Origin of the sequence: Paenarthrobacter aurescens, assembly GCF_041549525.1 — a bacterium.
Classification (GTDB): domain Bacteria; phylum Actinomycetota; class Actinomycetes; order Actinomycetales; family Micrococcaceae; genus Arthrobacter; species Arthrobacter aurescens.
Window position 1 is genome coordinate 1,023,404 of record NZ_CP157456.1, and the last position, 25,189, is coordinate 1,048,592.

Genomic DNA, 25,189 nt, shown 5'->3' on the forward strand with positions numbered 1-25,189 from the left:
GCGGCATGCCCACAATGCCGGCCAACCCACTACCCGCGTGCACCCCAACTGCACTCGGATACGAAAAGAGAAAAATCATGACCAGTGCAAACAAGCTTGCACGGCACCGCGCTGAGGCCCCTAAGACCAGCTCGCTCGCCGTCATTGCCAAGGCTGTCAGCTCCAACGCCGGTGGCGTTGGCCGCCAGGCAGCAGTGATCGCCGCAGCTTCGGGCCTGGTCCTGACCAGCGGCATCGCGGCAAACGCTGCGGACACCAATGTTGATCGTGAATCGACGTCCACGTCTGCCCTGGACGTTCAGTCTGTAGCCCAGGCCACCATTGCCGCAGACTCCACTGTGGCTATCTCTTACGAGCGCCCCGTGGTCACCACCGTTGAAGCCCCGCCTCCCGTTGTAGTGGAAGAAGCCCCTGCAAAGGTTGAAGCCAAGGAAGCAACCACGGTTGCCGCCAAGGCTGCCCCGGCAGCAAACGCCACGGTCGCCGTCAGCAACGCAACTCCCGCTCCGGCTCCAGCAGCTCCTGCAGCTTCCAGTGGGCTCGGAGCATCCATCGCTGCAGCTGCCTACGCCCAGCTTGGCGTCACCCAGGACTGCACCATGCTGGTTACCAACTCCCTGGCAGCAGTGGGCATCAACTTCCACGACTGGCCTGCAGGCTACCTGTCCCTGGGCCGCACCGTCAGTGCAGCAGAAGCCCAGCCCGGTGACCTCGCCTACTACGCAAACGGTGGTTTGGCCGGACAGGCCCACATCGCTGTTTACGTTGGCAACGGCCAGGCTGTCCACGGTGGATGGAACGGTTCCACCACGGCACTGTTCAGCGTCAACGTAGGCTCCGGCCCGGTTTTCATCCGCGTCAACGGCTGATCCATCTTCTTCAGAACACCCCGCAGGCTCCGGCCAGCGGGGTGTTCTGCTTTAACCGCGCATGAATTCTTGCCGACACTGTGAGCGAAACGACAGAAAAATTCGTTGATACGGCATATAAGTGCTTACCCTTATGTTGTCGATCCACAGCCCGTACATGCAGAGGGCAGCCGGCCCTCGTGCCCCTGACGGGTGCGGCCGTGAAGAGGTACGTGCATGCGCACACTCGTTCTGAATGCTGGATATGAACCGCTGGCGGTAATAACATTCCGCCGGGCGCTGGTCCTTGTGCTGACCGGGAAAGCTAGCGTAGTGGCTGAAGGCGACGAGCCTGTCGTCGGGCCACAGGAAGTTCTCGGACGTCCATCCGTGATCCTTCTCAACCGCTACATCCGCCCCCGGTACAACAGGATTACTGCCGTGAGTCGTCGTGGAGTTCTTCGCCGCGACGGACACCGCTGTGCCTACTGCGGGAAAACAGCCCACACCATAGACCACGTCCACCCCAAGTCCAGGGGCGGCGCGGATTCCTGGGAAAACCTGGTTGCGGCGTGCTTGAAATGCAACAACGCCAAGAGCGACCACACACTGGCTGAGATGGGCTGGAAGCTCCGTTTCAAACCCGGTGTGCCCCAGGGAACCATGTGGCAGATCAAAGAACTCGAGAAACCTGCGCCGGACTGGGACCCGTTCCTTTTGCCGGAATCCGCTGCCTGATCGATTTCTGTTGTGCTTCGGCCGCCCGGGTAGTCTGGGCGGATGGAGTTCAATGCCGTGATTTTGGCGGGTGGCAGGGCCACCCGCCTCGGTGGCGTGCCTAAGCCATCTTTGAAGTACGACGGCGACACCCTCCTTTCGCATGCCCTGCAGGCTGCCCGGGGTGCTTCGGCTGTTGTGGTGGTGGGACCTGATACGGGCCCGGAGGATGCTGAAGAGCTCATCAACAGTGGACAGGCAGATGGCGGCGGGCAAGTCCCGGGCAAAATCCTGCGGGCACGTGAGGAGCCGGTGTTCGCCGGACCTGCGGCAGCCATTGCAGCGGGCCTGGCTGAGCTGAAGAAGAGTGGACCCCGCGCTCCGTGGACGCTGGTTCTGGCCTGCGACATGCCCCATGCTTCCCGCGGTGTTGACCTGCTGTGGGCCGCACTTGAGTCCAGCCCAGGAGTGGAAGGAGCCATGGCTGTTTCATCCGATGGCCGGAAGCAGCCTCTTTTGGGGGCCTACAGCACAGCTGCCCTGGACAGGGAGGTGGCCGTAGCTTCGGCAGGTGCGGGATTAACGAACTCTTCAGTGTTCCGGCTGCTTGCTAGGCTGAACCTGCTGGACGTTGAAGTCCCCGCAGGCTCCACTGATGATGTGGATACATGGGAGGACGCTGCGGCCTTGGGCATTGATTACGAGTTGGAGGCGGACGTGAAGAGCCAGGAAGAGACACTCGAGGAATGGTGCCGGACACTGCTTCAGGCTTTTGAGCTTGAGGGCGTGGAAGTGGACATCAACGAGGTCCTCGCGGTCGCAGGAGTAGCGGCGCACTCCGTGGTGCGCCCCGCCGCGCCCCTGACAACCTTTATTGCCGGGTACGCGGCAGGCATGGCCCGCGGGATCGGCCAGGCCAGTGACGATGCTTCCATGAACGCAGCACTGGAACTGGCCCGCAGGATTGCCAAGGAGTATTCGGAGACCGGGACCGGCCCGGAATGACCGGGGCCCCCAACGAGGGCCATCACGCGGCACACACATGGCATGAGGCCCGGCAGCGCGCGTTTGATGTTGCTGCCCCCATCCCACCTGGCCCGGTGCCCCTTGGCCAAGCACTGGGGCGCACCTTGGCTTCGGATGCCTTGGCTGTACAGGACATGCCCCACTATGCCTCGTCCGCAATGGATGGGTGGGCCGTCAATGGCAGTGGCCCCTGGATCCTCAGTGAGCCGGGGCAGCGGCTGGCACCGCATCAGGCAAGTCCCATAGTTACTGGCGGGCTGATTCCGCCCGGGGCCAAGGCAGTACTTCGCAGTGAGAGCGGCGTGATAACCACGGACGAGGACGGCCTGCCGGTTCTCGCGCTGGGCGGCAGCGCCAAGCCGGGGGAGCCCCGCAATGGTCAGCACATCCGCAAAGCCGCCGAAGAGGCCGCTGAGGGTGATGTTCTGATCAAGGCTGGAACGTTGCTGAATCCGGCCCACATTGCCCTGGCGGCGCTTGCGGGTTTGGACCACGTGGAAGTTCTTGGAAAACCGTTGGTCCGTTTCCTGTTGTCCGGTTCCGAGGTGGTCTCCCAAGGCGTCCCCAGGCCCGGTCAGGTCAGGGATACCTTCGGCCCTCAATTGGGTGCGGTGGTGGAGCTTTTGGGAGGGATCCCGGGGGAGCAGCTCAGGGTAGGGGACAGTTACGAAGAGTGGATCGAGGCCCTCCGCGATACCGAGCCGACGCTGGACGAGCTGAGCCCCGGCGAAGGGTTGGTTGAAGCGGAACCGCCTGCCGACGTCGTTATTACCACCGGTGGGACAGGGCGCTCCGGAACGGACCACCTGCGTAAAGCGGTAGCTGAACTCGGTGGCAGTTTGCTCATTGACGGCATTGCCATGCGGCCCGGACATCCGGCGGTTTTGGCGGAATTGCCCGACGGCCGGTTCGTGTTGGGCCTGCCCGGAAATCCGCTGGCTGCCATGATGGCGTTGTTTACCGTGGGCGCACCCCTGCTGGCCGCTTTGGGCCATGGCCGCTTGGAAGAGGTGGGTGAAGTTCCTTGTGGCACCCAGATCGACGCTGAACCGGGACGAACCCGTTTGATGCCGTTCAGGCTGGTGTATGGCTTGGCGTCGCCGGCAAACCATGCGGGTCCTGGAATGATGCGCGGCCTTGCCGGCGCGGACGGAGTGATGGTGGTGCCGCCGCACGGAGTCCAGTTGGGCGAGCTGGTGCCCGCGTTCGCCCTGCCTTGGGGCCAGGCGCTGCCTGTGCCCAAAGCTCCGGAGGAGAAGAGCCGAAAACCAGCCCCGCGGCAACAAAGGAAGGCTCCTTCCGGCCCGGTGGACTGGAGTGCGCTGGACAACTGAGGCACGTCATGAAGGGCTTTGGGTCCGGTCACAAAGTGCAATGATGGACGTATGAACAGGCATGCTCCCGAACAGGACATCAACGAAGATGACCTGCAGATCCACCCGCCCAAACAAGCCGCGGCAGGCCTCAAGGCTGTCACCGTTGCCCTTGAACGCGGCTATGCCCAGGCCGGTGTAAGCCGGACCGTCCGTTCCATGCTCAGAGTCAACCAGCATGGCGGCTTCGACTGTCCGGGGTGCGCGTGGCCGGAATCCATCACGGGCAAACGCAGCCCCGCCGAGTTTTGCGAGAACGGCGCCAAGGCAATTGCCGAGGAGAGCACCACCCGCACAGTCGGTGCCGAGTTTTGGGCCAGGCATTCCCTGGCGGAACTTGAGGATAAAACCGAGTACTGGCTGGGGAGCCAAGGAAGACTGTCCGAGCCGGTGGTCATCAAGCCTGGCGACACCCATTACTCACCCATCAGCTGGTCCGATGCGTTCGCCCTGATCGGCGAACACATCAACGCCACAACCCCGGACAAGTGTGTTTTCTACACCTCGGGCCGGACAGCCAACGAGACCGCGTTCATGTACCAGCTGTTTGCGCGAAGCCTGGGCACCAACAACCTCCCCGACTGCTCCAACATGTGCCACGAGTCTTCAGGCAGTGCACTTAACCCCACCATCGGGATCGGCAAAGGCACAGTCTCGCTGGAGGACATCCACCACGCGGAGTTGGTCCTGGTAGTAGGCCAAAATCCCGGAACCAACCATCCGCGCATGCTCTCCGCCCTCCGGGACTGCAAGAACAACGGCGGCAAAATCATTGCGGTCAACCCGCTCCCTGAAGCCGGTCTTCTGAACTTCAAGGATCCCCAGTCCCTCAACGGCGTCATCGGCGGCGGCACCACCATTGCTGATGAGTTTCTGCAGATCAAAGTGGGCGGAGACCTTGCACTGTTCCAGGCGCTGGGCCACCTGCTCCTGGAGGAGGAGAAGCGCAACCCAGGGACCGTCGTCGACCATTCCTTCATTGATGACCAGACCGAAGGTTTCGCTGCCTACAACGAAGCCCGCTCGGTGCTGGACTGGGATGAAACGGAACGGGCAACCGGGCTGACCCGGGCAGAGATCACCAAAGCTGCCGGGATGATGGCTGCTTCGAAGGCAACCATCATCTGCTGGGCGCTCGGCCTGACGCAGCAGCCCCACTCGGTGGATACGCTCCGGGAAATCATCAACCTCCTTCTCCTGCAGGGAAACTTCGGCAAGCGCGGAGCCGGCGCTTGCCCTGTCCGGGGCCACTCGAACGTCCAGGGCGACCGCACCATGGGCATCTGGGAAAAACCCAAGGAATCGTTCCTCGCGGCCCTGGATGCGGAATTCGGCTTCCACATGCCCCGGGATCACGGCTACGACTCCGTGGAAACCCAGCACGCCCTGGAAAAGGGCGAGGTGGATGTGTTCGTTTCCATGGGCGGAAACTTCGCAGCTGCAGGTTCGGACACGGCGGCCCTTGAAGAAGGCTTGAAGAAAGCCGGGCTCACAGTCCATATCTCCACCAAACCCAACCGTGCCCACGTGGTGCATGGAAAAACGTCCCTGATCCTGCCTACGCTGGGCCGGACGGACACTGACGACAAGCACCCCAAGGGCAAGCAGTTCCTCTCGGTGGAGGACTCCATGTCCGTCATCCACAAAACACAGGGACGGCTGGAACCTGTTTCAGAGCACCTGCTGAGCGAACCGGTGATTGTGGCCCGGATGGCGCAGGCCACGCTGGGGGATCACCACAGCGTGGACTGGCGGGCCATGGCCGAGGACTACGACGTCATCCGGGATCACATCTCCCGCGTCATTCCCGGCTTTGAGGACTTCAATGCCCGTGTCCGCACCAAGAACGGCTTCGTCCTCCCCAATCCGCCCCGGGATACCCGCACCTTCGCCACGGACATCGGCAAGGGGCGTTTCTCCGTGCGGCCACTTGAGTACCTCGAAGCACCGCCCGGGCACCTGATTCTCCAGACGGTCCGCAGCCACGATCAGTACAACACCACGTTCTACGGTTTGGATGACCGGTACCGTGGCGTCTCCGAAGGGCGCCGTGTGATCCTGGTCCACCCGGAGGACCTGGCGGACCTGGGCTTCGAGGACCGTGACCTGGTGGATGTCATCTCCACCTTCGCCGGAACGGAACGGCGGGCCAACAGGTTCCGGCTCATCGGATACCCCACGGCGAAGGGATGTGCCGCGGCATACTTCCCCGAAGCCAACGCACTGGTGCACCGGGAACTGGTGGCACGTGAATCCAATACCCCCGGCTACAAAGCCATGACGGTACGCTTCGTCAAGCATGAGGAGAACGGATCCTGATATGGGACGCGTAACCCAGCGCCGCAAGGTGCACAAGTTTGTTTTGGACGGCTCACCCCAGGCCTTGGAGCATCCTGTCCGGTTCAAGGAAGACGTCCTGGCCGTGGAGGAGCCGCTGGAGATCCGTTTGGGGGAGATGTCCTTCTCCGTGACCATGCGGACCCCCGGGGATGACTTCGACCTCGTGGCTGGATTCCTGGTGTCCGAAGGGATCATTTGGGAGCCGGGCCAGCTGGTCTCGGAGCGTTTCTGCTCCGGGGAGGACGAAAACGGGGTGCAGACGTTCAATGTGGTGGATGCACAGCTCCGCCCTGACGTGGAGCGGCCCGATACCGGCCGCAACGTCTACACTTCCAGCTCCTGTGGAATCTGCGGCACGGACTCGATCGAAGCTGTCCGCAAGTCCTCCCATCACAGTCCACGCGAGGACAACCTCACGGTGCCGGTCCGGGCCTTGGCCGCCCTGCCGGACCGCCTGCGCGAGGCACAGGCGGTCTTTGACAAGACGGGCGGCGTACACGCTGCCGGACTTTTCAGGATTCACGACGACGGCACTACAGAGCTGCTGTGCCTCCGGGAAGACGTGGGCAGGCACAACGCCGTGGACAAGGTAGTGGGCTGGGCCTTGCGGGCGGGCATGCTCCCGCTGAGGGGTACGGTGCTTCAGGTATCCGGCAGGGCCTCGTTCGAGCTGGTCCAGAAAGCAGCCATGGCGGGCATTCCGGTGCTGACGGCTGTGAGCGCGCCATCCAGTCTGGCGGCGGACTTGGCGGAGGAAACAGGAATCACCTTGGCCGGTTTCAGCCGTGGACACAGCCTGAATGTGTATGCAGGACGGGACAGGGTTGTTGCCGAGGTCACCGACCCGGAGCCGCAGCCTGTGGGTGATAGCCAGCAGTCACTTGGCTATTAAGCTGGAACAACGTAGATTTTATCCATCGATTGGAAGCGCGGCGACCCCGAATCGCCGTCCGCACCCGGCACGCTCGGGTTACGGAAACGAGCCTTCCCACCAGCGAACGCCCAAAGGGGAACTCATTGCACGACGACCGCCGGATCACTGAACAACGTCTCGATCGCTTTGTTCGGGAACGTATTCTTCCGGCTATTTACGGTAGGGCGATCCCGCTTCAGCTGAGCAGTTGGGACGCCCCGGGCGAACCTGTGCCGGCCGCCGAAGCGCTTCGCCAGGTGTTTGCGCCCCAGGAGCCGGGCGCTGCGTGGGGCAAGGCGTGGAGCACCAAGTGGCTGCGCCTCCAAGGCGAGGTGCCGCAGGACTGGGGAATGACCGAGTCCACAACAGTGGAGATCATTGTTGACCTTGGCTTCAACAGCGATGTCCCCGGCTTCCAGTGCGAGGGCACGGCCTGGCGCTCCGATGGAAGCATCATCAAGGCAATTTCGCCCCGGAACTACCACGTCCCCCTGAAGCTTTTGGGCGGCGGCCATTCCGTGGACTTCTACGTTGAGGCCGCAGCAAATCCGGACGTGGCGCAGGGGTGGTCCTTCGCCCCTACGCCGCTGGGGGACAAGGCCACCTCAGGCGATGAACCCCGCTACAAATTTGGCCGCATTGCCATTGCTGAACTGAACGAGACCGTGTGGGAACTCAACCAGGACATCTGGACCCTCAGCGGTTTGATGCACGAGCTTCCCATGGAAATGCCCCGTCGCCACGAGATCCTCCGTGCCCTTGAACGCATGCTGGACGTCATGGACCCGGACGACGTGGCGGGAACGGCCGCCGCGGGCCGGGCGGAGTTGGTGGAGGTCCTGAGCCGTCCTGCCTATGCATCAGCCCATGAACTGCTGGCTACCGGCCACGCGCACATCGATTCCGCCTGGTTGTGGCCCGTCCGTGAAACCATCCGCAAATGCGCCCGCACCTTCTCCAACGTGGTGGCGTTGATGGATGAAGACCCGGACTTCGTGTTCTCCTGTTCTTCGGCCCAGCAGATGGCATGGATGAAAGAGTTCTTCCCCGAGCTGTTTGTTCGCATCAGGGAAAAGGTTAAGGCCGGCCAGTTTGTGCCTGTGGGTGGTATGTGGGTGGAATCGGACACCAACATGCCTGGCGGCGAGGCCATGGCCCGCCAGTTCGTGGAAGGGAAGAGTTTCTTCCTGAACGAGTTCGACATCGAGTGCCAGGAGGCGTGGCTGCCCGATTCATTCGGCTATTCCGGTGCCATCCCGCAGATCGTCAAGGAAGCCGGCTCGCGGTGGTTCCTTACCCAGAAGATTTCCTGGAACAAGGTCAACCGGATGCCTCACCACACCTTCGCCTGGGAAGGCATAGACGGCACCCGGCTGTTTACACATTTCCCGCCGGTGGACACATACAACGCGGAGCTGCACGGACGCGAGTTGGCCCATGCGGAGCGCAATTACCGTGATCACGGCCGCGGGACCATGTCCCTGGTGCCGTTCGGCTATGGCGACGGCGGCGGCGGACCTACGCGTGAAATGGTTGCCGCTGCGCATCGAACAGCTGATTTGGAAGGCTCACCGAAGGTCCGTATGGGCACCGCCAAGGACTTCTTCGTCAAGGCTGAAGCCGAGTACACCAAGCTGCCGGTCTGGGTGGGGGAGATGTACTTGGAGATGCACCGCGGTACGTACACCAGCCAGGCAAAGACCAAGCTGGGCAACCGCCGCAGCGAACACCTCCTGCGCGAAGCGGAGCTGTGGTGCGCCACTGCCGCCGTCCGCCTGGGCAGTGCCTACACCTACCCTGCGGACGAGCTCAAGCGGCTGTGGCAGCTGGTCCTCCTCCAGCAATTCCATGACATCCTGCCCGGCAGCTCCATTGCCTGGGTCCACCAGGACGCTGAGCGGAATTATGACGCCATAGCCCGGGATCTGGAGGGCATCATCAACCACGCCGCTCAGGCCTTGGTGGGCGAGGGCAATCACCACTTCCTGCTCAACGCCGCTCCCCATCCACGCAACGGCGTCCCCGCACTGGGGGCGGCCCCGGCCTCGACGCCCCAGTCCGGAGTCACGGTGGACGAGCTGGAGGACGGCTACGTTCTGGACAACGGCATTATTCGCGCCGTCCTGAACCAGGATGGCCTGCTGACATCGCTGGTGGACCATGCCAGTGGCCGCGACGCAATCGCCCCAGGGCACGCCGGAAACCTCCTGGAACTCTTCCGCGACACCCCCAACGAGTGGGACGCCTGGGACATCGAGGAGTTTTACCGGCGCAACGTCACTGCCTTGACCCAAGCGGACGCTGTGGACGTTGAACGCTCGGCGGTTGCCGCCGTCGTGGTGGTCAAACGCAAGGTGGGTGCGTCCACCATTACCCAACGCCTGACTCTGGACGCAGGTGCGGCGTCGCTGGGGATCAGCACCACGGTGGATTGGCAGGAGCGCGAGAAAATGCTCAAGATCGCCTTCCCGCTGGATGTCAGGGCGGACCGTTCAGCATCCGAGACCCAATTCGGCCACGTCTTCCGCCCCACGCACACCAACACGTCCTGGGAAGCTGCCAAGTTCGAAATCTGTGCCCACCGCTGGATCCACGTTGCCGAACCCGGCTACGGCGTGGCAGTGAGCAACTCCTCCAGCTATGGGCACGACGTCACCCGGGCGGTCCGTGCCGATGGCGGAACCACGACGACGGTCCGCACCTCGCTGCTGCGCTCGGCCCGGTTCCCGGATCCGGAAGCAGACCGGGGTGAGCACACGCTGGAGTTGTCCATCAGGCCCGGCGCTGCGATCGCAGACGCCGTGGAAGAGGGCTACCGCACCAACCTTAAGCCGAGGTTCATCACCGGCGGGCGGGCCGTTGAGCCGCTGCTTGCCGTGAGCAACCCTGCCATTGTGGTGGAGGCGGTGAAGCTGGCGGAGGATGGCTCGGGGGACGTCATTGTCCGGCTCTATGAATCGTTGGGGGAGCGTTCAACGGGAACCCTGAGCGCCAACTTTGAGTGCTCTTCTGCGATGGCCACAGACCTTCTGGAGCGCCCCACCGAGGCCCCGGGCGTGGTTGTTGAGGAGGGCCCCGTAGTCAAGATGGTGCTCAGGCCCTTCCAGCTGGTCACGCTGAGGTTGATTCGCTGATAGACGTGGTTCGCTGAGTTACTCCGCCAGGTCTGCGTCGATCGCGTCCTTGAGAACTTGGACCCGGATGGGGATGACGGCGTCGTGGTGTTTGATGTGGTCTGAGACGTTCTTTGAGAACACCTCTTCAACCAGGGTGGGCATGTCCCTCACGCCGTTGAGGTAGCGCTTGGCCGCAAAATCGAACTCTGACCTGTTGTTCTTTATCCGGGTATTGAGGGCCTTGAGTTCGTCCGCGAGCTTGAGGTATTCGGCGTCGGGGGCATTCCGCGCTGTAGCCTCATCAATCTTCTTGACATACTCATCCTTGAGCCGGACAAACTCGTTGTAGTTTTCCTCGGACTTCGCAGTTGTTTCTGCGTGTGATTCCAACTGTGCAATCTCGTTATCAAGAGTGCGGGCAAACTCAACGTATGCAACGTTCTTGGATTGTTTGAGTTGGTTAACGGCTTCGCGGCACGGGACAGCTGCCTGAGCCAGGAGCGTTTGGCGTTCCCGGAGGTTGGCTGCTTTGGAGCCCACAAAGAGTCCGCTGCACCCGGCGTCCTGCCTGAAGAGGCCTTCGAACAGGGGATAGGAATCCACCAGTCCTTCCATGGACTCGAGGTAGGCCTGGTAGGAATCGCTCAGCAGGGCAACCGCCTCAGGGACCGTATCCTCTTCTGAGCCCGCGGTGTTGCCGCCCTGCACCTCGGTCAAGGCCGCGCGGGCGGAGTTGATGGTCTGCTGGAACTCGTCCCGCTCCTTGGCGGAGCTCTTCTCAGCCTCCTCAAGGGATGCGGGGGCATTGCGGGCCTTTTTGTAAGCGGCCAGGTAGGTGTTCACTGCGGGCTGGATCTTACCTCTGGCCTCAACGAGTGCCGTCAGTCGCTCATCCTTGAGGCGGACCAGGCTTTCCTTGCGCTGCTGAGCGGCCGTTGTGGTCAAGGAAATCACTGTTACCGAGGCAATCAAAGCCAGCACAAGGGCAATGGTGAGGACAATCAGGACCGGACGGCGCTTACTGCGAACAGGCTCAATGGTCATTGCTATTTCCCCTCACCGGACGCTGCATCAAACTGTTCCAGGCTCGTCTTAAGGACGCCTTCGAATTCGGTGTTTGAGCTGTTGGCGCTTTCGATGATTTTTGTGTATTTGTCCTTGGTGGCAGTTTCATAATTTGTTTGGGCCTTGCCGAATGCCTCATTGATATCCAACAGTGCAACGGCGGCAAGGGTGCTCTTGCTGAGGCGCTCCAAAGGTTCCTTGCTGTTGAGCACTTCCTGTTGCTTGTCCCGCTGCCCCCGGATGACGGACTCTACCTCCGTGAGAAGGGTAGTGGTCTCGGCATCGGCACCGTCCTTGGCTGTGCCAAGGGCTGCCAGGCACTCATCTGCATTCTTGACGTAGTCCTGGGCGTAAGACTCGCTTGCTACGTTCAGCGATGAATGCAGGGATGCGCAGGGTCCGCCCACAGAACGGTAGATGTTGGCGGTGTTGACCAGCAGTTGATCGTTGTAGGCGATCACCGCACCGTACTGGTCCTTGAAACGGTTGAAGGATTCTGCGAGCTTTTGATCCTGCAGTGCCGGCGATTCCGCCATGTGTTCCAGCCGGGCACGGTTTGCCTGGGACTCACGTACTATGCGCTCACGGTCCAGGCTGAGGACTTTTTCCTCTTCAGGCTGTCCGGCCTTTTCGGAGATGGCGTTCGAGTACCGTCCGGTGAACTGCTTGACCAGGGGATCGTACAGATTCATCGAGTTGTCCACCATGACCCGGTGCTTGTCCAGGCGGACAACGTCAGTACGTCCTGTTCCAGCCGGGCGGGAAAGGGCAAACCAGGTGCCAATCCCAACGGCCACCAACGCCGCAACGAGGACAACAACAATGATTGCCGTGCGTTTGGAGCCACCCCTGCCGGGCGTGCTGGCCGTCTCTTCCAAGGATTCATCCCCCATATTTGCGAACTGCCTAAATCCTGCAAACCCTATTAAAGCCTGTCCGCAGCCTAGACGTCGTGCTGGAGCCGCTTCACAAAGAGCTTGGTCCGCTCCTGCCGCGGTGCCCGCAACACCTCGGCTGCAGGACCCCGCTCGACCACCACGCCGCCGTCCATGAAAATTACTTCGTCAGCCACATGCTGGGCAAAGGCCAACTCATGGGTAACGATCACCATGGTCCACCCCTCCTCCGCGAGTTCCTTGATGACGCCCAGGACGTCCCCCACGAGCTCCGGGTCCAGAGCCGATGTGGGCTCGTCAAAGAGGAGCAGTTGGGGCTTGAGCGCCAACGCCCGGACGATTCCCACCCGCTGCTGTTGGCCACCGGAGAGCTCAAAAGGGTAGGCGTCGCGTTTGTCCGCCAGGCCGACTCGCTCCAACAGGCGTTCGGCCTCGGCGATGGCCTCTGCACGCGGCCGTTTTTGGACCTGGACGGGCCCTTCGATGATGTTTTTCAGCACCGTCATGTGAGGAAACAGGTTGTAGTGCTGGAAGACCATGGCGCTGCGATCCCGGAGCGCAGCCACCTCTTTCTTTCCCACCTTGGCACCGAAGTCGATGGAAAGCCCGCTTGAGGAATCGCCGCTTCCAAAGGTGACCGTGCCGGCGTCGGGAATTTCCAGTCCGTTCAGGGAACGCAGAACCGTAGTCTTGCCGGAGCCTGATGGCCCGATCAGGGCAACCACCTGGCCGCGCAGGATATCAATGTCAATGTCCCGCAGGACCACGTTGCTTCCGAAAGCCTTGGCCAGGTTCCTGGCCTTCAGCACCGGGGCGACGCGTGGCTGCTCTGCGGATTCGTTAGTGGGCGACATAGCGGTCCAATCTCTTTTCCACGGCGGATTGGGCTGTGGAAAGGACCAGGCAAATCACCCAGTAAACAAGGGCTGCCTGCAGGTAGAGGGCCATGAACTCCTGGCTGAACGCCGCGATTTGCTGGGCGTTGCGGAACAGTTCGGTGACCAGGATGAGCGAGGCGAGGGAGGTGTCTTTCACCAACGAAATGAAGGTGTTGGACAACGGCGGAACGGACACCCGTGCTGCCTGCGGAAGGATGATGCGTACCAGCGCCTGCGGCCGGGACATGCCAATGGTGTGACCGGCTTCCCACTGGCCCTTGGGGACGGACAGGATGGCAGCACGAATGATCTCGGCAGCGTAACCGCCCACGTTCAGTGAGAAGGCGATGATGGCGCTGGGCCAGGGGTCAAGGCGAATGCCTATGCTGGGCAGGCCAAAGAAGATCACAAAGAGCTGCACCAAAAGGGGAGTGCCGCGGATCACCGAGACGTAGAAGCGGCCAATGCCTGAGAGCAGCCAGTTGGGGCTCAGCCGCATCAGGGCAACCAGCAACGCAAGCACCAGGCCGAAGGCGAAGGACGCAAGCGTCAGTGGGATGGTGCCCGTTACGGCACCGGTGATCAGAGGACCGAAGGAACTCCAGATGAGGTCCCAGTTCATCTATTTGGTGACGTCCGCGCCGAAGTACTTCTCCGAGATCTTAGCCAGCGTGCCGTCAGCCTGCAGATCGGCCAGGGCCTTGTCCACGGCGGCCGTGAGCTCCGTGGAACCCTTGCGGAACACCATGGCGCTCTGGGTCTTCTCCGGTGCCTCGGCAGCAACCTTCAGGCCGGAATCGGGAGTGTTCTTGGCGTAGTCCAAGTACGTGAGTTTGTCATTGACGGTGGCATCCACGCGTCCCTGCTGCACCAGCGTGGCGGACTGGGCCCAGCCCTCAACGGCCTGGACATTGGCACCGGCTTCAACGGCCATCTTGTAGAAGTTGCTGGTCAGAGACTGCGCGGTGGTTTTGCCCTTGAGATCCGCAAAGCTGTTGATGCTGTTGTTGTCCGACTTGGTAACCACCACCCCGGTGGAGATGGTGTACGGCGTGGAGAAATCGTACTTGGCCTTGCGTTCGTCATTGATGGAGATCTGGTTGGCGATGGTGTCAAAGCGCTTTGATTCCAGGCCAGCGAAGATGCCGTCAAACTGGGTCTCCTGGAAGGTTGCCTTCACGCCGATTTTCCCGGCAACGGCCTGGGCAATTTCCACGTCAAAACCGGTGAGCTCGCCGGCCCCGTCAGCGTGGAAGCTGAAGGGGCGGTAAGTACCTTCGGTGGCGATGATGAGTTCGCCCTTGGATTTGACGTCTGAAAGGGATGTATCTCCGCCGGACTGGGCAGGCGCGGACCCTCCGCCGCACGCGGAAAGTGCAAGGGCGGCCGCGGCCACGGTTGCTGCGAGGACAGAGCGGCGGGTACGAAGGCTGTTCATGGAGCCATCTTAGTCACCGGCTTGGCAAGGCTTGGTGGTGACGTGCAACGAGCCGTTAAAAAGGCTGAGTGGGGGCGGTCCCCAACAGCCCGCCACCACTCATCCCCCCAATTGTGATCACGTGGGCGCCACATCCACCGGAAACCCGTTCTCTGATTCCGGTGTCAGGCTGCAAGCCGCGTTCACACATTCATGATTGTGCCACGATCTAATGGTTTTGTGAAAGTCTTACGTCGAGATTCGTTGCTTTCTGCGCGCAAATGACTTGGAGACCCAGATTCCGGCCAGGCCGATCGCCGTGAAAGTGGCCGCTGAGTAGTTGATAAGGACCCGCAACCAGGCCTCTGAGAAGGGAATCAGGGGGAACAACTGTGACAGCAGGAGCAGTGACAAACCGAGCAGCAGCAACGCCGAAGCAATCCGCAACAGGATAGGCGCGGTGCTCACTACGGTCCGCCAGATGGCTGGGAGCAGGCACGCGGCTACGAATCCGGGGTAAAGGCGGCCCATGAACGCGTACGCTTCCAATGATGGCCCCCAGTGCAGGCCGCTCATGCCGGCGGAGGAACCCTGGGTGTCCGTGATGATGAAGAAGTAGATGGTCAAAGCACCCACAAGCACCGCGGCGGCAATGCCCAGAGGTCCTTTGATGGCGCGCACAGCAGAGTCTGAACCGAAGGCTGTGGCGATCTTGATGCCCATGAAGTAGAAAGTGCCGTAGAGCAGGAAGCGGAGAATCAGATTGCCGATGTTCATCCCGCCCAGCCACCCGTCAATCACCAGGTAGGGCGCTTCGATACTGATGAAGATACTCAGCGAGATCAGCGCGAAAATATAGAAAACCTCACGATTTTCACCGCGCAGTGCGCTGGGAATCCGGGCGAGGGTAATGGCAAGGCAAACCGCCAGCGTGACCCAGGGCAGGACAGCCGTCATCCGAGGTTCTCCCAAATTCGTTCAGTTCGTTCGTGGTCTTGTTCCTGGCGCTTCAACGTTTTGCCCAACGCCAGAAGCCGCTCGCCGGCAAGGGTGGCCAAGGCACTTTGGGACATCCTGTCCAGGGCTTCCTGCCGGGCATTGGGTGCCCAACCGGCTTCGGCCTCCGTAATGAGGCCTCCTGCCACCAACCCTCCGGCGGGTCCCACCCCTGCAGCGCGCGAGGTAGCAATGGCCAGTTCCGGCGGTAACCTGTTGGCCGTCAGGTGGGCGGAGAAATTCTGCGGTGCGATCCCGGTGGTGTGGCTGACCCGGTGGCGTAACTCGCCGTCGTCGATCGCGTCCACCCAGTTCCGCACCGACGTGGGGTGCGGTGGCTCCGAGAGGCGCGGCGCCGGAGTGGTTCCGGGTTCGCTGCGGTCCACCACTGCGCGCAGCAAGTCGATGGTGGCCACCTGGCTGACCAGTTCGCAGGACGTCGGCGGAACGGGGTCTCCCAGGAGATCGGAGTAGAGATCAAATGTGGCCAGGGCTTCTACGGGATTGATGTTGAAGCCGCGGCTGATACTCACCAAAGTGGACTCGGCAACCTTGCCTCGGACCAGTTGCTGGGCCAATGTTGTTCTCTTGATGCCCGCGATCCTGCAGACGTCAGCAGTGCTGGCATCGGGTGCAACACCATGAAGCCAGCGCTGAAACGCCTTGGACTGTAAGGGCATGTGGAACTTTCCTGGATGGGCGGCGGAGGCGGAGACCTAAGTGGGAGTACGAAACGATTTTACGCTGACGCCACATTGAATTATGCTTAATGACTGAACCCGCTGGTCCGTACACCCCCCAAGTCCGGACCGGCGGGTTTTTCCATGCCCGCGGGAATCGCGGCCTGAAATTCTGCGTTCCCTTGGTGGAGGATAGACAATGACTGCAACTTTGGTGGCCAAGGATCTTGCCGGTGGTCATGGCCACCGGACACTTTTTTCGGACCTTTCCCTGACCGTTGCGCCCGGCGATGTTGTGGGCGTGGTGGGAGCCAACGGCGCCGGTAAATCCACGCTGCTGCGCATCCTCGCCGGAGTGGACCAGCCACAAGCGGGGAACGTCAGCCTTGCTCCTTCGGATGCCTTTGTGGGCTGGTTGCCGCAGGAACACGAGCGCACCGCCGGCGAAACAATCGCGGCGTACATTGCCAGGCGAACCGGCTGCGCCCAGGCAACACATGAGATGGAATCCACGGCCGAAGCTCTCGGCTCGGGGGCTCCAGGAGCTGATGATGCGTACTCGCTGGCCTTCGACCGCTGGATGGCGTCGGGCGCAGCGGACCTGGAGGACCGGGTGCCTGCTGTGCTGGCAGACCTCGGCCTGGAGCTGGGCGCGGATGCCCTGATGACCGGCCTGTCCGGCGGACAAGCCGCCCGGGTGGCGCTGGCCGCACTGCTGCTCAGCCGCTTCGACGTAGTCCTCCTGGACGAACCCACCAATGATCTTGACCTTGATGGGCTGGCCCGGCTCGAAGCCTTCGTGCAAGGCCTGCGTGGAGGTGTGGTCCTGGTGTCCCACGACCGCGAATTCCTGGCCCGTTGCGTCACCACCGTGGTGGAACTGGACCTCGCCCAGAACTCCGTAGCCGTATACGACGGCGGATACGAGGCTTTCCTGGAAGAACGCGCCGTGGCCAAGCGCCACGCCAGGGAGCGCTATGAAGAGTTCGCCAACACCAAAGCGGATCTGGTCTCGCGGGCACGCACCCAGCGCGAGTGGAGCTCCCAGGGCGTCCGGAACGCCATGAAGAAGAACCCGGACAATGACAAGATCCGCCGCGCCGCGAGCAGCGAATCGTCCGAGAAGCAGGCCCAGAAAGTCCGCCAGATGGAGTCCAGGATCGCCCGGCTTACTGAGGTGGAGGAACCCCGCAAGGAGTGGCAGTTGCAGTTCAGCATCGGCCAGGCACCCCGCTCCAGTGCCGTCGTCGCCACCTTGCGCAACGTCGTCGCCCGTCAGGGTGACTTCACGCTGGGGCCGGTGAATCTCCAACTCAACGGCGGCGAGCGCATAGGCATCACAGGGCCGAACGGTGCCGGGAAGTCCACGCTTTTGCGCCTGTTGTTGGGGACCCAAAAACCTGACGACGGCGACGCCTCCATGGGTGCCTCCGTGGCCGTTGGCGAAATTGACCAGGCGCGTGGCCTGCTCGACGGCGGGCGGCCGCTCGGTGACGCCGTTGAAGCTGTGCTGGTGGACTGGAACAGCGCGGACGTCCGCACTCTGCTGGCCAAGTTCGGCCTGAAGGCCGATCACACCTCCCGCACCGTGGATTCCCTGTCACCGGGGGAGCGGACCCGTGCAGCGCTTGCCTTGCTTCAGGCCCGTGGCGTGAACCTGTTGGTCCTGGATGAGCCCACCAACCATTTGGATTTGCCGGCCATTGAGCAACTGGAGGAGGCGCTGGAAAGCTACGAGGGCGCACTCCTGTTGGTCACCCATGACCGGCGATTGTTGGAAAACGTCCGGCTCGATTCGCGTTGGCACTTGGAAAACGGCCAAGTGCAGGAACTTCATCACACCCCAAGCCAGGAGAAGTAACCATGAGCATGGACCGCGTGGCCTGGAGCTCGCTGTACAACATCACCACTGCCAAGAGCGGCTCCAAGCCGTTCTCCAAGGAAACCCTGAAAAGGGTCATGGCCTTTGCTGCGCCGCACAAGGGCAAGCTCATCGCTTTTGTGATTGCCTCCATCGCCGGGGCCTTCCTTGCCGTGGCCACTCCTGTGCTGGCTGGCCAGGTGGTGGATGCCATCATCGCCAACGCAGGCGTGGGAACAGTGATCTGGTTGGCGGTCCTGATTGCGATCGTCGCAGTGGGTGAAGCCGGTGTGGGGCTGGTGACCCGGTGGTTGTCCTCCATCATTGGCGAGGGCGTCATTGTTGACCTTCGCACCCGGGTGTTCGATCACGTGCAGCGCATGCCCATCGCGTTCTTCACCCGGACACGGACCGGTGCGTTGGTCAGCCGCCTGAACAATGACGTGATCGGGGCGCAGTCTGCTTTTGCGGGCACGCTGTCCGGGGTGGTCAGCAATGTGGTGGCCTTGGTCCTGACGCTTGCAGTGATGCTCAATACGTCCTGGCTGGTGACTGTGCTGGCCATGGTGCTGCTTCCCATCTTCCTCATCCCCGCCCGGCGTATGGGCTCCAAGCTGGCGGACCTCCGCCGCGAAGCCGCTGCGCACAACGCAGCCATGGGCACCCAAATGACGGAGCGCTTCTCCGCCCCGGGAGCCACGCTGGTGAAGTTGTTCGGCCGGCCGGATGAGGAATCGCGGGAGTTCGCCGAACGCGCCGGCAGGGTCCGCGACATCGGGATCCGCACCGCCATGCTGCAGTTCACGTTCGTCACGGCGCTGACTCTGGTGTCGGCGCTCGCTTTGGCCTTGGTGTATGGTCTGGGTGGTTGGCTGGCAATCGGTGGGCAGCTCGCCCCTGGAGACGTAGTGGTTCTGGCGCTCCTGCTGACACGGCTTTACGCCCCGTTGACGGCGCTTTCGAATGCGCGTGTGGAAATCATGAGTGCGTTGGTCAGCTTTGAGAGGGTCTTTGAAATCCTTGACCTTAAGCCGCTGATCACCCAGAAGCCGGATGCTGTGGAAGTTCCGGACGGCCCGGTTGCCGTGGAATTCGACGACGTCCGCTTCTCCTACCCTTCGGCTGAGAAAGTTTCGCTCGCCTCCCTTGAGGACGTTGCCACTTTGGACACCCGCGGCGGGGAGGAAGTGCTCCACGGGGTCAGCTTCAGGGTTGAACCCGGGCAGACGGTGGCCCTGGTGGGTTCATCCGGCGCCGGCAAGTCCACGGTGGCCCAGTTGCTGTCGCGCCTGTACGACGTCGACTCCGGCGCCGTGCGTCTGGGCGGGCAAAAGCCCGGAACAGGGGTGGACGTCCGTGATCTGAGTTTCGACTCCCTGCGCGAGACCATGGGCATGGTGACCCAGGATGGGCATCTCTTCCACGAAACCATCGCTTCCAACCTTCGCCTCGCCCGGCCCGATGCCACCGAGGAGGACATGTGGGAGGTGCTGCGACGCGCACGGTTGGAGCCCATGATCCGGTCCCTGCCTGATGGCCTGGAAACCGTGGTGGGGGAGCGTGGCTACAGGCTTTCCGGTGGTGAACGCCAACGGCTCACCATTGCCCGGCTCCTGATCAAGCAGCCCCGCGTTGTAATCCTCGACGAAGCCACTGCTGCTTTGGACTCCACCAACGAAGCCGCCGTCCAGGCCGCCTTGGGCGAGGCGCTCGAGGGGCGTACCGCCGTCGTGATTGCGCACCGCCTGTCCACCATCCGTGCCGCGGACGCCATTTTGGTGGTTGAAGACGGCAGGATTGTGGAGCGTGGCACGCACACCGAGCTGCTTGCTGCCGATGGTCGCTACGCGGAGCTCTATCAAACCCAGTTCGCTGAAGCTACGGCTGTGGCACAGGAAGCCGTCCCGGAGCTGTAACCCAGCTGCTGACTACTTGGGCCACCACCTACTTGGGCGGCGTCAGCAGCGGGATGACGTGGTCCGTCAGGAGCGGCGCCAGGTCTGCGGGAAGCGGGGCATCCAGATCCAGCCAGCGGATCTCCGCGATCTCTGCCGAAGGGTGCGCCTCCCACGTTCCGGGGGCGGTGAAGACGGTTGCTTCAATAGTGGTTGCTGCCTCGTTGGCTGCCACCGCCAGCCACACGCCGAACGGCTCAAGGCGGTCCGCGGCTACTTCAATGCCCACTTCCTCGAAAAGCTCCCGGGAAGCTGCCTCAGCAGCAGTTTCACCCGGTTCCGGCTTACCTCCCGGATGCATGAACTTGTCCGTGCCACGCTTGCGGACGGTCAGCAAATGGCCTTCCTGGTTGTAGACGCAGACGGCGCTCACGACGATCAGGTCAGTTCCGGTTCCAGTCATTGTTGCCTCCCGGCGTCAATCCGAACAAGGTGCGATTCCAGCAGCAGATTCTTCGCCGGCCCCCGGACATCCCACGTAAAGCTGAACGAATCCGGGCCGTGGCAGATGTAGTTGACGCGGTAATCGTCAGGATCGCACCAGTGCTTATCCTGGTTGCCCTCTTCGGAGAAGCTCATTACATGGAACGGCCTGCCATCGGGGAAAAACACGTCCATGGAATCCGGAGTGGAACCCGGTTTCAGAAGGTACTCGCGGAATGCCCGCCCCGTGTGGGTGGGCCAGTGCATGGTTCCGTCTTCGCGGTAGTCCAGGCCGCCGTCGGGGCTGGCGGTGTAACGCACGACGCCGGTGAAGGTTCCGTTGGTGCCGGACGTCCGGTCCGTCAGGGTCCGCTCCAGGCTCCAGCTGCCGGCCAGGTAGGCCTGCAAATCCTGGGTGGGCTGCTGGTGGTTCAAGTGCCCTCGATTGGAATCGAACCAACGACACCGGCTTTAGGAGAGCCGTGCTCTATCCACTGAGCTACGAGGGCCTGTGTGTCCATGGCTCTAAATCCCACTGCTGGAGCTCAAGGGCCCGGACACGACTACAAGCATACAAGCTGCCGGGGCGCTGCCCGAACACCGCTAGGCTGACGTTCATGAAAGGGCACGTGACTGAACCGGCAACAGCTGGATCCTTCCTTCCGGATACCCGCAGCATCAGGGCGAACATCGGCGGGTGGGCGCAACTGAGCGTGGTCCAATACTTCGTGGCCGAGGCCGCGGTAATTCAGGCCTGGGCAGGTCCGGAGCCCTACAGCAGGGCCACCGGATTCATCAGCGACCTCGGCGCGGTCTCGTGCGGCATCTACGAGGACAGGGCAGTCTGTTCGCCGTTGCATCTGCTGATGAATGCCTCGTTCGTGGTACAGGGCCTGGCCCTGGTTCTCGGTGCGCTGTTCCTGACGGCGGGGCTGTTGAGCGTTGCGGCGCGGCCCGGTGTGCAAGCCCGGCGTTTTCGGGCTGTGGCCGGAGGATCCGCTCAGACTCGCGTATTGACCGTGCCGTGGATACTGGCTGTCACCATCCGGATCCTCACCGGCGTTGCCGGGCTGGGAACGGTGATTGTGGGCCTGGTACCCGAAGACCTGGGCTCTCCCTGGCACTTTGCGGGCGCACTGATGTTCTTCATCGCCGGTGGCTTTGCCCTGCTCTTACTGGGAATCCTGTGGTGGCGGCAAACCCCTGTGAGCTGGTTCCTCGCCGCGTGCGGACTCACCTGCATCGGTGCCCTGGTGATCGGCGCCATCACGGGGATGGAGGTGCCACTACCGGGATTGCTGGAGCGGTTCATGGGATACCCGGTGACCATAGGCCTGGCAACGGCCGGCCTGGTGATTGCCCAACGTGTCCACACGGAGCGGCGGAGCCACCGGAGCGTGTGAGTTTCCCGCACCCGTAGCCGCCATCCGCGCCCGTAACCACTGGTGCGCCGGGCGCGTAGGGGTGCGGCGATGGGGAATGTGTGGACGGTCAGACAGGCGTGGGGTTCTTCTTGCCCAGGAACACTGCCAGCACGCCGCACAGGAGACTGACCAGGAAAAGTACCCAGGACGCAACGGTGACAACCGAAGCGACGGCAACCGAACCGGCGTCGGGCGCTTCAGCCGCCAGCACCGAATCAATGGCCACATTGGACCAAAGGTGCGCCACCACGAACAGCAGGGGAGCGGCCCACAATGCCCAACGCCACGACTTTCGCGCCACGTTGGTGCCGATCAGCAGCAGCCAGCTGAAGCCGAAAATCAGCGGAAACAGTGTGCCTGCAGTCTTGTGCACGTAATTGAGCTGACCCCGGGCCGATTCGTCCATGGCATCGCGCAGCTGGACGATGTAGTCCTGCGAGAAACCGCCGATCAGAGAATCGGGCATGGCCAAGCCGCCGGAGAGCTGCGTCATCTGGTTCAAGGTGAGCAGGTGCAGGTACCAGAACAGGAACAAGCTGGCCACCACGCCCGCGATCACAATGAGTTTGGAGTTGCTCTGCGCCTTTTGCGGGGTGCGCTGTGTGGTGGTGTTGATCACGGGAGGCAGTGAGTGATCGGGAACCACTGCCTTTGCTCCGTGCTTCTTGATGCGCTGGGCGGGTGTCTTGGCCATGTCATTCATTATCCCGCCACATAAGCTGGATCCATGACCACCGGCAGGCACACAGCAACTGAACTCGATCCAACACTCAATGACTACCAACTGGCCAGTGCACTGGTCCGTGAGGCAGGCCAGTTGGCGCTGCTCATGCGGATGGGCGGACTGCAGGGCGAACGTAAAACGTCAGTGTCCGACGTCGTTACTGCTGCCGATCACGCAGCCGAAGCTTACGTCCTTGAACAGCTGCGGCGCTGCCGGCCCGAGGATGGCATCCTCGGCGAGGAAGGAGCCTCCGTTGCCGGGACAAGCGGCCGCACGTGGGTGATCGACCCCGTTGACGGCACCTATAACTTCCTGCACGGCTCCACGTACTGGTGCTCGGCCATCGCCCTCAAACGCGATGATGCCGATCACGGCGGGAAGCCGATCGCTGATCCGGAGGTGCTGCTCGGGGCCATCTACCAGCCCGAACTGGACAAGCTCTGGCTGGGCGGCCAGGACCGCCCATCCACCCTGAACAACCAACCGATCTCCGGCTTCGGCGACCTCCCCGTCAACCAGATCTCGGCAGCTACCTATATCCATCCCACGTGGCTTGCGGACCCCCGCGCTGCCATGCCCTGGCACGCGGCTGCAGTGTCCGCGGCGTCCCTGCGCATGTTCGGCTCAGGCTCCTGCGACCTCGGCCGGGTGGCTGACGGTGAACTGGGCTGCTGGTTCCAGCACAGCTGCCCGGAATGGGACTGGCTTCCCGGCAAGGCGATCGTCCGCGCTGCCGGTGGGGACACCGCCGTCGTGCAGGTCAACGGGCTGAACTGGTTCGTAGCAGGAGGCCCGACGGCGGTACGCGAGTTGAGCGCCGCCCTCACCTCTGTTCCCCAATTTGCCTAGTTCTGTTCGGGCTGTTGAGGCCCTGAAACGGGGCGGTTAACCCCTTCGGGTACCTCCGCAAGGTTGGGCCCTTCCCTCTTGTTATTTTGCACCGGGGAGGCGATTGCCTCCACGGTCTCAGCTGCAGGCGAGCCCTGACTTGTCCTGCAGCGTTCGCAAGGGGGAAGTACTTGAACAGCAAGAGCAAGTTGTGGCCCGCCGCTGTCGGCGTCACCGCCGTCTCGGCTTTGGCCATTGGCCTGGTGGCCGCACCGGCTGCAAACGCAGCACCCACTGACGTGATTTCGATCGGCAGTGGCCAGATCATTGATGGCACAGTCCTGGCCATCCCGAACTTCGCCGGACTCGCTGCCAACGGCGCAGCAACCGCCCAGCAGATCGGCACCCCGCCGTCTGGACCGGTCGTCATCGAAAACACCACCCCGCTGGACCTCAGCGCCGTCTTCGGCGTGGTCAACGTGGGCGCCGGCAACATCCCGTTGCTGCAGAACAACGGCATCATCCAGGTTGGTGCAGTCAGCCAGTACGGCAAGGCAGTCAACGACGGCTCCTCTGAAGCCTTCTCCGGTACCGTGAGCGGCGCTCCCGGCTTGGTGACCCTGCCCGGCGGCCTTCCGAGCAACGGCGATCCCGCCATCCCGGCAGCCCGCGTGAACGTAGGCACTGCCTCCATTCTTGGCGGAGCCGACCTGGTGAACGTCAACCTCCAGATCACCACCCTCGCCGCTGCAGCCAAGAAGGACCAGGGTGCAGCGCCCCAGGGCGCCTACGCACTTGCAGGCGTTTCGGCTGAGGTGGGCGGCACCGTTGTTGGTGGCGTTGCAGGTACCATCAGCGCGGCCATCAACACCGCCAATGCCGTCCTCACCCCGCTGGGCGTCACGGTGGAAAACCCGGTGGCAGGCGGCACCATCGCCATCACCGAAGCTGACCTCCTGGCTGTTGCCGGTGTAGCGGACCTGAACTCCCTGCCTGCCGGCACGGACCTGATTTCCTTCCTGCCGCAGGCTGTTGCCAACAAGCTCACCTCCGTGGTCAGCACCACCCTGGCAAGTGCCACCGCAGCTGTGAACAACCTCGGCCCGATCGCCCAGATCGTAGCCGGACCTGCCTTGGCAGTGCTCACCACCGCGCTCAACGGCGTAACCAGTGCAGTAGCAACCACCGTTGTGGCTCCTCTGAGCACCGCACTGACCGCCCTGGTTTCGGCCAAGGTCAACGTTCAGGAAACCGCTCCTTCGGGCGCCTTCACCCAGCGTGCCCTGCAGGTGGCAATTGCCGGCGGCTCCATCGCCACCGTCAACCTGGCCAACGCAACTGTTGGTCCCAACCTTGATGCAGCGGCGATCCCGCTGGTCAACGCTGACACCATGGCCATCACCGGTGGCGTGGCCCTCCTGGCACTGCTCAGCTGGCTGTTCGTTCGCTCGCGCCGCCGCACTGCAGTAGCTGCTGTCTGATCGCCTTGCGCGAATCAAGCATCAGCGAAAGGAGAATCCCTCATGTACGGCAATAACTGGACTGCCGGCGGCACTGCTGCAGGTGGTACCACGCTGGCTGTCACCGGCGCCCCAACCCTTGGTTGGGTCATCCTGGTGGGTGTCGCCCTGCTGATCACCGGTTTTGTGGTCCTGCGCAACAGCAGGCTCAAAGCGGCAAAGCGGGGAGCAGACCCCAACCCGTAATAC

At 62.5% G+C, this 25,189-nt stretch carries 23 protein-coding genes and 1 tRNA gene; 13 read left to right on the top strand and 11 right to left on the bottom strand.

Annotation, left to right across the window (positions count from 1 at the left end):
* Positions 1-77 precede the first annotated feature (77 nt).
* From ABI796_RS04910 to ABI796_RS04940, 7 genes are all read left to right on the top strand, one after another.
* Positions 78-869, top strand: a complete 792-nt coding sequence (locus ABI796_RS04910) for an NlpC/P60 family protein (protein WP_141285841.1) — start codon at positions 78-80, stop codon at positions 867-869.
* A 216-nt stretch (positions 870-1,085) separates the two neighbouring features.
* Positions 1,086-1,586: an HNH endonuclease gene (locus ABI796_RS04915; RefSeq protein WP_011773756.1), complete on the top strand. Its 501-nt coding sequence runs from the start codon at positions 1,086-1,088 to the stop codon at positions 1,584-1,586.
* A gap of 42 nt (positions 1,587-1,628) precedes the next feature.
* Entirely contained in the window at positions 1,629-2,570 is a 942-nt protein-coding gene (locus ABI796_RS04920) for an NTP transferase domain-containing protein (protein ID WP_141285839.1), read from the top strand.
* Positions 2,567-3,925, top strand: coding sequence for a molybdopterin molybdotransferase MoeA (locus ABI796_RS04925; protein WP_141285837.1), 1,359 nt, complete (start codon positions 2,567-2,569; stop codon positions 3,923-3,925). The genes ABI796_RS04920 and ABI796_RS04925 overlap by 4 nt, the downstream gene beginning before the upstream one ends.
* Positions 3,926-3,976: 51 nt before the next feature.
* A complete protein-coding gene (locus ABI796_RS04930; protein WP_141285835.1) occupies positions 3,977-6,283 on the top strand; it encodes an FdhF/YdeP family oxidoreductase in 2,307 nt (768 codons plus the stop codon).
* 1 nt (position 6,284) lies between these two features.
* Complete coding sequence (gene fdhD, locus ABI796_RS04935) at positions 6,285-7,196, top strand: formate dehydrogenase accessory sulfurtransferase FdhD (RefSeq protein WP_141285833.1); 912 nt, start codon at positions 6,285-6,287, stop codon at positions 7,194-7,196.
* Between the two features lie 125 nt (positions 7,197-7,321).
* Positions 7,322-10,351 carry a glycoside hydrolase family 38 C-terminal domain-containing protein gene (locus ABI796_RS04940; protein ID WP_141285831.1) on the top strand — a complete coding sequence of 1,010 codons (3,030 nt, stop codon included), beginning with the start codon at positions 7,322-7,324 and terminating at the stop codon, positions 10,349-10,351.
* Positions 10,352-10,369: 18 nt separating this feature from the next.
* Here ABI796_RS04940 and ABI796_RS04945 read toward each other — a convergent pair whose 3' ends face one another.
* The 7 genes from ABI796_RS04945 to ABI796_RS04975 form a co-directional block, all read right to left on the bottom strand.
* Positions 10,370-11,377 (bottom strand): hypothetical protein, encoded by a 1,008-nt coding sequence (locus ABI796_RS04945; RefSeq protein ID WP_141285829.1) that lies wholly within the window; start codon positions 11,375-11,377, stop codon positions 10,370-10,372.
* Positions 11,378-11,379: 2 nt separating this feature from the next.
* Positions 11,380-12,291 carry a hypothetical protein gene (locus ABI796_RS04950; RefSeq protein ID WP_141285827.1) on the bottom strand — a complete coding sequence of 304 codons (912 nt, stop codon included), beginning with the start codon at positions 12,289-12,291 and terminating at the stop codon, positions 11,380-11,382.
* Positions 12,292-12,341: 50 nt separating this feature from the next.
* A complete protein-coding gene (locus tag ABI796_RS04955) occupies positions 12,342-13,148 on the bottom strand; it encodes an amino acid ABC transporter ATP-binding protein (RefSeq protein ID WP_141285825.1) in 807 nt (268 codons plus the stop codon).
* On the bottom strand, positions 13,135-13,794 hold the full coding sequence (locus ABI796_RS04960) for an amino acid ABC transporter permease (RefSeq protein ID WP_141285824.1): 660 nt from the start codon (positions 13,792-13,794) through the stop codon (positions 13,135-13,137). The genes ABI796_RS04955 and ABI796_RS04960 overlap by 14 nt, the downstream gene beginning before the upstream one ends.
* Positions 13,795-14,610, bottom strand: a complete 816-nt coding sequence (locus ABI796_RS04965; RefSeq protein ID WP_141285822.1) for an amino acid ABC transporter substrate-binding protein — start codon at positions 14,608-14,610, stop codon at positions 13,795-13,797.
* Positions 14,611-14,838: 228 nt separating this feature from the next.
* Positions 14,839-15,546: a hypothetical protein gene (locus ABI796_RS04970; RefSeq protein ID WP_141285820.1), complete on the bottom strand. Its 708-nt coding sequence runs from the start codon at positions 15,544-15,546 to the stop codon at positions 14,839-14,841.
* Positions 15,543-16,265 carry a hypothetical protein gene (locus ABI796_RS04975; protein WP_141285818.1) on the bottom strand — a complete coding sequence of 241 codons (723 nt, stop codon included), beginning with the start codon at positions 16,263-16,265 and terminating at the stop codon, positions 15,543-15,545. Before ABI796_RS04975 ends, ABI796_RS04970 begins: the two co-directional genes overlap by 4 nt.
* Positions 16,266-16,464: 199 nt before the next feature.
* Here ABI796_RS04975 and ABI796_RS04980 point away from each other — a divergent pair, with 199 nt between their 5' ends.
* Both ABI796_RS04980 and ABI796_RS04985 read left to right on the top strand, forming a co-directional pair.
* On the top strand, positions 16,465-18,126 hold the full coding sequence (locus ABI796_RS04980; protein WP_141285816.1) for an ABC-F family ATP-binding cassette domain-containing protein: 1,662 nt from the start codon (positions 16,465-16,467) through the stop codon (positions 18,124-18,126).
* A 2-nt stretch (positions 18,127-18,128) separates the two neighbouring features.
* On the top strand, positions 18,129-20,042 hold the full coding sequence (locus ABI796_RS04985; protein ID WP_303409118.1) for an ABC transporter ATP-binding protein: 1,914 nt from the start codon (positions 18,129-18,131) through the stop codon (positions 20,040-20,042).
* A 28-nt stretch (positions 20,043-20,070) separates the two neighbouring features.
* Here ABI796_RS04985 and ABI796_RS04990 read toward each other — a convergent pair whose 3' ends face one another.
* The 3 genes from ABI796_RS04990 to ABI796_RS05000 form a co-directional block, all read right to left on the bottom strand.
* On the bottom strand, positions 20,071-20,484 hold the full coding sequence (locus tag ABI796_RS04990; RefSeq protein WP_141286664.1) for an NUDIX domain-containing protein: 414 nt from the start codon (positions 20,482-20,484) through the stop codon (positions 20,071-20,073).
* A complete protein-coding gene (locus ABI796_RS04995) occupies positions 20,481-20,939 on the bottom strand; it encodes a DUF6314 family protein (RefSeq protein WP_141286662.1) in 459 nt (152 codons plus the stop codon). Before ABI796_RS04995 ends, ABI796_RS04990 begins: the two co-directional genes overlap by 4 nt.
* A gap of 1 nt (position 20,940) precedes the next feature.
* A tRNA-Arg gene (locus tag ABI796_RS05000) sits at positions 20,941-21,013 on the bottom strand.
* Positions 21,014-21,121: 108 nt separating this feature from the next.
* On the opposite strand from ABI796_RS05000, the gene ABI796_RS05005 reads away from it, so the two are divergent.
* Positions 21,122-21,907: a DUF998 domain-containing protein gene (locus tag ABI796_RS05005; protein ID WP_141286660.1), complete on the top strand. Its 786-nt coding sequence runs from the start codon at positions 21,122-21,124 to the stop codon at positions 21,905-21,907.
* An 88-nt stretch (positions 21,908-21,995) separates the two neighbouring features.
* Here ABI796_RS05005 and ABI796_RS05010 read toward each other — a convergent pair whose 3' ends face one another.
* Complete coding sequence (locus ABI796_RS05010; RefSeq protein WP_141286658.1) at positions 21,996-22,622, bottom strand: hypothetical protein; 627 nt, start codon at positions 22,620-22,622, stop codon at positions 21,996-21,998.
* A gap of 33 nt (positions 22,623-22,655) precedes the next feature.
* Between ABI796_RS05010 and ABI796_RS05015 the strand changes: the two genes are divergently transcribed.
* The 3 genes from ABI796_RS05015 to ABI796_RS05025 all read left to right on the top strand — a co-directional run bounded on the left by ABI796_RS05015 (position 22,656) and on the right by ABI796_RS05025 (position 25,186).
* Positions 22,656-23,501, top strand: coding sequence for an inositol monophosphatase family protein (locus tag ABI796_RS05015; protein WP_141286656.1), 846 nt, complete (start codon positions 22,656-22,658; stop codon positions 23,499-23,501).
* A gap of 170 nt (positions 23,502-23,671) precedes the next feature.
* Positions 23,672-24,961: a choice-of-anchor G family protein gene (locus ABI796_RS05020; protein WP_170224990.1), complete on the top strand. Its 1,290-nt coding sequence runs from the start codon at positions 23,672-23,674 to the stop codon at positions 24,959-24,961.
* 42 nt (positions 24,962-25,003) lie between these two features.
* Positions 25,004-25,186: a peptidase gene (locus ABI796_RS05025; protein WP_141286652.1), complete on the top strand. Its 183-nt coding sequence runs from the start codon at positions 25,004-25,006 to the stop codon at positions 25,184-25,186.
* The last annotated feature ends 3 nt before the right edge of the window (positions 25,187-25,189 follow it).